This window comes from Desulfosporosinus cupriresistens (assembly GCF_001707885.1).
GTDB lineage: Bacteria > Bacillota > Desulfitobacteriia > Desulfitobacteriales > Desulfitobacteriaceae > Desulfosporosinus.
On sequence record NZ_MASS01000096.1, the window covers coordinates 1 to 7,601 of the forward strand.

The following is a 7,601-nucleotide window of genomic DNA, read 5'->3' on the forward strand; positions in this document are numbered from 1 at the left end:
CACCAATTATTAAACTCTCCTACCACGCAAACCTTCAGCGCTTCAGGCACCCAAACTGCAAAATGCGTCCCATAAACACCTGCACATTCAATGATATGCGCGCCGAGCTTAAAATAGCTGTGGAACATTTCTCCACGGTTAAAAAGATATAGTTCATCTTGATTAAGAAAGCACTTCTTGTCCATTACATCATCACTACCTCTTACTCTGTTCCAATTGCTATATCAAAGTAACTATTCTCTTCGACAATTGCATTTCCTTCCAACTTATGTAATTAATTTGCTGACAAGTTTCGCACGTCTGAGGAAATTTACCCTCCTTTTCACCACCCAGATAAGACTATTAAAATTATTTCTTAGTAATGTAACATTCAAATCCTTTCATACGTATTAAGGTGTAGGGATCGACAAACAGCAGCTAGTATTAGATTCCAAGAGGCTGAAAAACGATCGAAAGGGAGGAAAAATATGTCTAAACATTTGTATCGATCCAGTCAGAATAAACAACTCGGTGGGGTATGTGGAGGTTTGGCCGAGTACTTAGAAATTGACCCCAGCCTTGTCCGGATTGCTGGAATTCTGCTTCTCTTTGTAGCAGGAACTGGATTTTTAGCTTATCTTGTTGCTTGGCTTGTCATTCCTTTGGATACTAAGAACTGATAGTAGTATATATAGGGCTGTTCTAAAATACTCATGGTTGCTAGTGTTCAACCCACATATAGAAGAGGGTCATCATTAGTCCCTAATAATGAAATAAAGTGCAAAAGCTTCTGTCTTACTTAAAAGCTTTGCACTTTATTTTTATAGCGGAATATCTCTTTGACATTCTGTTAAACGTTTGATCGTCATCTGCTTTGGTAACTTATTACATGTTCATTCCTATTTTACAATGAGTACAGAACATTTTGCCTTGTGAAGGACGTGTTGACTGACACTACCTAACAAGGAACCAGCAATCGCCCCGTAACCATGGGTCCCCATGACGATCAAGTCGATGTTCTCATTTTCAGCTTCGCTTAAGATAACGTCCGCTGGTTTTTTCCCTTGCATTTGTTTCTTAACCAAGGTGACATCACTAATATCAATTCCCTTAAGTGTGGCTGCTAAGGCATGTTTACCTTCTTGTTCAATTTGTTCCGGCGCAATTATATAGCTATTAACACTCGAGTCATACACTATCGGCAGGTGCGTAACGAACAGAAGCTCAACTTCCGCGTTATATTTCCGAGCAAGCTCCAATGCAGTTGTTAATGCTCGTCGTGAATACTCTGATGCATCAGTTGCCACCAGTATTTTTTTCAATATAATCTCCTCCTCATATTTCATCATTTCTGATCTATTCGACGTAATTAAGTTAATATCCTTCTTGATCAAACAATTATAATAAATTAATTATAATAATATTTACAGAAACAGATAACTCATGCACTTATGTTCATATGTGCTTAATTTTGGATTTGCTTGGGCTTTGACTAACAGTTTTGTTTAAACTACTTATAGTTCCCTGCTAATCTACTTAGCCTGAAACATTCTAAGAAAGTATATCATAGGACTGCGGATTCATTGTGGAAAAATAGACTATCCTTGATAGAACATACTTGTTTTGTTATACTGATGCGGAGTTACTATTCCTTGCGTGATGCTGTTTATAAGGCAGATAGGGGTTATATACTAAAAAAGGAGTTATAACGTATGAAGAAAATAGTGCGTATCATATTGATTTGGTCATTAATTTCACTTCTCCTGCAATTTGGAGCTTACTCTCTTTTGAATAACCAGGTTCAAAAAGTTCTGGCTCCGCCTGCGCCTTCCGGACCGATCACACTCCAGCTGAAAGCCACCATCCCGGGTACTGATCTTACTAATATCCAGATTTCCTACGCTAAGGATTACTTAGCCTACTCAGAAAATGGCACACTTAAAGTCTTTAACCTTAAAAAACAAACCGTTGTTTTTGAGAAAGAACCTCCTACTCCTAACGATGAAACATTAGGAGTGCTCACGTACCAGTGGTTGCCGGATAGAAATACTTTACTCTATTTTTATGCTAAAAAGAATCCTAACCCCGTAACATACGTTACCGTGTACCCTCCTAAATCGAAATCACAGGCATCGGTTCAGACTCCGCAGCCTGTTGAACCGAAGACAGAAGACCCTAACCAAAAAACCGTTAAGGAAGTTCCCAAGGATGTGACCAAAGAGGTTCCCGTAGAACCTCGGATTGAAAAGCGGTATGGAAATCCACAAATAACAGAATTGTATTCTCTTGATCTTCCAGATAGTAAGGAAGACGTAGCTCCAGATAATCGTTTTAATCGAACGATCGACCAATTTCCAGCAGGTGGAGAAATTGAAGAATGGGTTGATGCAACCACAACCAATCTGATGTACCTCACTATTAAAAATGGCTCGGCTGAACAACTAATGGAAATAGATATTATGAAGGACATAAGCACTCTAAGCAAAGCGAGAGAGACAATCGATAATATGGCTGCCTCTGATCGGTATGGAACTCTTTATATTGACAGTAAAGTGGGGGATTCTCGACAAGTCGTTGCCCTGAACGGTACAAAGCGTCACGTTATCTCCTCAAACGGTAACGATAGAATTCTTGGAATTAGAGATGGAAAAGTCTATATCGGTGAAGTTGAAAATGATATGCTCGTTAAGATTAAAACAACGACTGACCTGAGTGAAGTTAAAAGTAACCCTTCTCTAACCACTGAATGGAAAGGCTCGATTCCCTTTAACAAGAACCTACGAACGCTGATCGGTGCTAAAGGGCAAATGGTTGTCTATGATCATCAAACCGCCTATATCATCACAGCAGGTCAACTTAAAGAGGTAAAATTACACGGTGATGAGAACTATGTTTCTGTCGATGGAGCTGAGCTGATCCAACTTACCCGAAATGGAACATCTACCCTTGCAGAACTGCAAGCCCTCGAGCCCTAAGAGTTAGAATCCAACCAATATTATTTCTAAACCGTTTAACCCTAAGTTAAAAGAAGGAAGCGCTTTGTCTTGACTGACCAAGCGTTTCCTTCTTAATTTTGTAAATCTAATTCTTTCTTATATTAGATTAAACGGTTCTTATATTAGATTAAACGGCAGGATCTCACCTTCCAAGGCTTTCATAATGTTGTTTTGAGTGACTGATTGATGTGATACATGCCATAAAACTTTCCTATTGCTTAAAAGAAGTACTTGTGGCGATTGATGTTTAACCTCTAAATCATTAGCCACTTGGTTGCTCACCGCTCTCGACTCGATCACTTTGATCATGACCACCAGAACATCATCCGTATTTTCTTTCATAAAAGTCCGTACCTCCTGCCAAGCACGTTCACTGATAGGACAGGTTGTACTATGTTTGAAAAGGATGATCTTGCGTTGGCAAGACTCATCCAGAATCTCTCCGAATTCTTGAGAAGAAGTAATTTCTTTAAATTCAGCCATCGTTTCCACTCCTTTTTTGGTTTACGCCATTATATCAAAAACGTCCTGAATATCAAAGGTAGGATGTTCTCCTCAAAAACCAACAAAAGAACGTGTGACAACAGTACTTCGACTTGGTACAATATATTCTAAACGTTGTGCATCCGCGAAGTATTAAACATAAAGGGGGAATAGCATGTTTGTTGGGGCCCGAATATTAAAAACGGGAATTGCGGTTACATTGGCGATGTATTTATGCAAACTTTTTCAGATTGAACCGGCGGTTTTCGCCGCCATTTCTGTCGTAGTCAATATGCAGCCTTCTGTCCGTAAAGCACTCCATAATGCGTGGGAGCAAGTCTGGGTACATTTACTCAGCATCACTTTGGCTATTCTTCTAGGGCTCACGCTGGGTACTAATCCCGTGGTCACTGGTGTAGCGGTCATTATTATCATTCTTTTGTGTAATCGACTGGGATGGTCTGGGGGAATTACGATAGGCGTAGTGTCGATTGTTTTTGTACTTGATTCACCAGCCAATGAATTTCTACCCCATGCTGCGAGTCGTTCGATAGCGGTTTTCCTCGGTCTCGCGGTAGCTCTGGTTGTTAACCATATTCTATTACCGCCAGAACACAAGAAAAAGTTGTTCGCGGAATTGGAACGACTCTTCCGTGATGCCTCTACGTATTTCTTAGACAGTTTGATCACGTTTATCTCGTCTGCTTCTTTGGTATCTTTCAGTGCCGAAGCTCCCGTGGAGCTATCACAGCGACTTGAGGATGCAATGGATCTTTACGAACATGCGCGCGGAGAATTGACAGGGCAAGACAATGCTTTACTGGTTGAACGTGTCCTCGAAATATGCCGAGGTTTCATTGAACGAGGCCAAACTATTGGAGAAATGACAGCTCAGCGCGTGCAACGGCGTAATGCGTCAGATTCTCCGCTCCCCAAAGATGGGCTGAGTACAGAATACCAAAGGATACTTAATTTGTTGTTAGAAGGAGAACGGAAGTTAGGACTCTGGGCCCGTAAAGTAAGCATTGGGTTAACCCAACCCCATGCAGCAGAAAAAGCTGGCGAAGACACCGAATATTGGGCCGAATTCGATCAGGTTATGGATACTTGGCAACGTACTGTAGGTGGCATCTTTTATCTGAGGGCCATGATGGAAATTGCTGTCGTCGCTACCGAAATGCGCTGGGCCGCACGGCGGATGAAAGCGTTCTATGATCTGGGATCGTTTAATAAGAGTTAAGAAAGTTGATAATACGAGTATCTTCGATCTATAAATACTGGAATTTTCTTACGAACCTCACTTATAGCATCGGTGTTTAGCTCTATTTGGAAGATCTCCTCTTCTTCCTCTGCCTCCTTCATTATCTCTCCCCAAGGGCTAATAACACTGGAATGCCCACAGAATTTAACACCGTTGCCCAGACCTACCCCATTACAACTGATAACAAAGATCTGATTTTCGATTGCCCTGGCCTTTTGTAAAATCTGCCAATGCTCTAATCTCGGATGAGGCCACTCAGCGGGTACAAAGAGAATCTCTGCTCCATCGAGAGCCAGTCGCCGGACGAGTTCGGGGAACCTTAGATCATAACAGATAATAACTCCACAAATATGCCCTTCTATCTCAAAAGTTACAACCTTGTTACCCTCAGTATAAAATCTATTTTCTTCGCCTGGTGAAAACAAATGAATCTTCTGGTAGCTGGCTATTTCAAGCCCCTTTCGATTAAAAACCTTAGCACTATTAACAAGTTGCCCATTATTAACTTCAGAGATTGACCCTCCAACCAAGTAGATTGCTAGTTCACTTGCTAAGTCACTCATTTTTTCCACAGCTCTTTTTCCCCAAACGGGGGCTTGTTCAGAAATATTTATCGGAAAATACCCAGTATTCCATGTTTCAGGTAATACAATGACATCAGGTTTATTTAAGGCAGCTTCCCGAACTAGTTTTTCAATTTTTCTGAGGTTTTCGTCCGGTTCCCCAAGGGCTACAGCCATCTGAATAACGGCTACCTTTAATGTACTTAAACTCAATTTAACTATTCCACCCTTCTCATCTCATCTTTCCCTTTCTCTACTCTATCTGCACATTTACGAATATACTCAAAGAGCCTGCAACGTTATAACTGTTGCAGGCTCTTTAGTTATATGTCTTCAGACATTTTCACAATAGAAAGTCAATATTAACACTTTTTCGATCAGAGATTTTAAAAATTAAAAGCTATGGGTAACGTAATTATTCTAAATAATTAATCTTATTCATTATACCATGTTGAAACACCAGTATCCAAGTCATACTTGGCTCCTAATATCTTCGATTCTTTAGTATCTACTGCGTGTTTTACAATCGGGCTTTTGAGGATGTCTTGTATTGCGTTTTGAACGTTAAAATCAACACTCTTTTCGATCAGATCATTACCGGTTACGCCACTAGTTTTGGCCTCATCGATAGCGGGTTTAATTTTCTCGACAATTGAACCAATACTACCAGGTATTTCCCCACCTTGCACAGCGGCTGTGACGGCTCCGCATCCTTCATGCCCAAGAACAACTATTAGTGGTGTTTTCAAGTGCTCGACGGCATACTCTACGCTTCCCAATTCCACTGGAGTAACGACATTACCGGCTACCCGTATTACGAATAAATCCCCAAGTGCTTCGTCGTAGAGCACCTCGGGAGGAACTCTCGAGTCTGAACAGCTTACGATTACGGCAAAGGGGTGTTGTCCATTTTTCTCCAAATCCATTCGTCTTGTAGCACTGAGGTCTTTGTTTAAGGTCTTACCGGAGGTGAAGCGCGCGTTTCCATCATCAAGTAGCTTTTTCGCTACATCTGAGGATGTGATTACTTCAGTCCTTTTGTAGACAGGAGTGCCCACAGTTGACGATTGTGGACTGGAAGACGTGGGTATGGCTTTAGTTCCGCAACCACCAAGCATAAGTACTAGGCTGAGCGATGCAACGCCGATGAAGGTAATTACTCTTTTCATAACATTCCTCCTAATTTATTTGCTCTGAAATAGCGAATATTTATCAACTAATATATTACCATAATTATGCATAAATATTTTAGAATATTTTGTAATATTATGAATGATTGATTTTAGTTTTGCATTAATAAAAGGGGATGTGTGAAAACTCAGTCTCCAAAATTTCAAGTGGTTACAACAATCAATAAGCGTCCTCATTTCACTATTAAAGTGGAGTGAGGACGCTTGTGATTTAATGATATAGAAGCCAAAAGTGGGGATGTTAAAAATATAGTTACAAGTTTTAGTACAGCCCCCTCTAACCTGATTATTTGAGGTTCTTTAGCGCAGTTTCTCCAAATTTTCCTGTGACCACTTGTTCATAAGGAGCTATCTTATTCAACTCTCCCGCATCTTGAATAATTTGTTGCAGGAGATAGAAATCTTTTTCTTGGAGCACAGGGTCTATTTTCCAGCTGTCCTGTTCTTTATAACGTTTAACCGCGCTCACCAGAATTTCATCGTTTTCCTCAGGGAATTGGGGCTTGATCGCCTTAGCAATTTCCTCAGGCGTATGACTTGCTACCCAACGCTGCCCTTTGTAGATTGCATCTGTAAACTTCTGAATGAGGTCCGGATTTTTCTCGATGGTGCTTTTTTTTGTAAAATATGCTGTATAGGGAACTTCACCGCTCTCCTTACCTAGAGAAGCAACGATATACGCTTTACCCTCCTTCTGCATGCTCGAGGCCGTAGGTTCAAAGATAATAACATAATCCCCTTGCCCCCCCATAAAGGCACCGGGCATGGCAGCATATTGCATCGTAGTATCGATGAAAACATCTTTTCCAGTGGTAAGACCGTTTTTGCCTAATACATACTGAAGGACTATGGCAGGCATTCCACCCTTTCGTCCACCAATAATACTTTTTCCCTTAAGATCGCTCCATTTAAAGTTGTGGTCAGGATTCCTACCCATTAGAAACGTACCATCTCCGTTGGTAAGCTGTGCAAAGACAACACTATTGTCTTCTTTGCCTTCGTTATAAACATAGACACTCGCTTCAGGTCCCGCAAAACCAATGTCAACTTGACCAGATAAAACTGCAGTCATGACCTTGTCTGCACCTTGACCATTCGAGAGCTCAATATCAAGACCCTCTTCAGTAAA

Annotated in this window: 9 protein-coding genes; 3 read left to right on the plus strand and 6 right to left on the minus strand. The window is 40.9% G+C overall.

Translation table 11 applies throughout. The features are described from left to right. On the minus strand, nt 1–185 hold a 185-nt coding region (locus DSBG_RS20785; RefSeq protein WP_141694394.1), incomplete at its 3' end, for a hypothetical protein. A 282-nt stretch (nt 186–467) separates the two neighbouring features. Between DSBG_RS20785 and DSBG_RS20790 the strand changes: the two genes are divergently transcribed. Further along, a complete protein-coding gene (locus DSBG_RS20790) occupies nt 468–659 on the plus strand; it encodes a PspC domain-containing protein (protein ID WP_068966828.1) in 192 nt (63 codons plus the stop codon). A 219-nt stretch (nt 660–878) separates the two neighbouring features. On the opposite strand, the gene DSBG_RS20795 is transcribed toward DSBG_RS20790, so the two are convergent. Then, complete coding sequence (locus DSBG_RS20795; protein ID WP_083237015.1) at nt 879–1,301, minus strand: universal stress protein; 423 nt, start codon at nt 1,299–1,301, stop codon at nt 879–881. Between the two features lie 390 nt (nt 1,302–1,691). Between DSBG_RS20795 and DSBG_RS20800 the strand changes: the two genes are divergently transcribed. Continuing rightward, a complete protein-coding gene (locus DSBG_RS20800; RefSeq protein WP_068966830.1) occupies nt 1,692–2,954 on the plus strand; it encodes a hypothetical protein in 1,263 nt (420 codons plus the stop codon). Between the two features lie 138 nt (nt 2,955–3,092). On the opposite strand, the gene ytxJ is transcribed toward DSBG_RS20800, so the two are convergent. Beyond that, nucleotides 3,093–3,458 carry a bacillithiol system redox-active protein YtxJ gene (gene ytxJ, locus DSBG_RS20805; RefSeq protein WP_068966831.1) on the minus strand — a complete coding sequence of 122 codons (366 nt, stop codon included), beginning with the start codon at nt 3,456–3,458 and terminating at the stop codon, nt 3,093–3,095. Nucleotides 3,459–3,633: 175 nt separating this feature from the next. Between ytxJ and DSBG_RS20810 the strand changes: the two genes are divergently transcribed. Beyond that, nucleotides 3,634–4,698 (plus strand): FUSC family protein, encoded by a 1,065-nt coding sequence (locus tag DSBG_RS20810; protein WP_068966833.1) that lies wholly within the window; start codon nt 3,634–3,636, stop codon nt 4,696–4,698. Here DSBG_RS20810 and DSBG_RS20815 read toward each other — a convergent pair. From DSBG_RS20815 to DSBG_RS20825, 3 genes are all read right to left on the minus strand, one after another. Next, nucleotides 4,695–5,495, minus strand: a complete 801-nt coding sequence (locus DSBG_RS20815) for a carbon-nitrogen family hydrolase (protein ID WP_083237016.1) — start codon at nt 5,493–5,495, stop codon at nt 4,695–4,697. The genes DSBG_RS20810 and DSBG_RS20815 overlap by 4 nt on opposite strands. Nucleotides 5,496–5,716: 221 nt before the next feature. Beyond that, nucleotides 5,717–6,451 (minus strand): carbonic anhydrase, encoded by a 735-nt coding sequence (locus tag DSBG_RS20820; RefSeq protein WP_068966834.1) that lies wholly within the window; start codon nt 6,449–6,451, stop codon nt 5,717–5,719. Between the two features lie 307 nt (nt 6,452–6,758). Further along, nucleotides 6,759–7,601: ABC transporter substrate-binding protein (locus DSBG_RS20825; RefSeq protein ID WP_068966836.1), on the minus strand; the 843-nt coding region annotated here is incomplete at its 5' end.

Bases quoted from the DNA above. Each gene is read 5' to 3' on its own strand.
- DSBG_RS20790 (WP_068966828.1), top strand. From the start codon at position 468: ATGTCTAAACATTTGTATCGATCCAGTCAGAATAAACAACTCGGTGGG.
- DSBG_RS20800 (WP_068966830.1), top strand. From the start codon at position 1,692: ATGAAGAAAATAGTGCGTATCATATTGATTTGGTCATTAATTTCACTT.
- ytxJ (WP_068966831.1), bottom strand. From the start codon at position 3,458: ATGGCTGAATTTAAAGAAATTACTTCTTCTCAAGAATTCGGAGAGATT.
- DSBG_RS20810 (WP_068966833.1), top strand. From the start codon at position 3,634: ATGTTTGTTGGGGCCCGAATATTAAAAACGGGAATTGCGGTTACATTG.
- DSBG_RS20820 (WP_068966834.1), bottom strand. From the start codon at position 6,451: ATGAAAAGAGTAATTACCTTCATCGGCGTTGCATCGCTCAGCCTAGTA.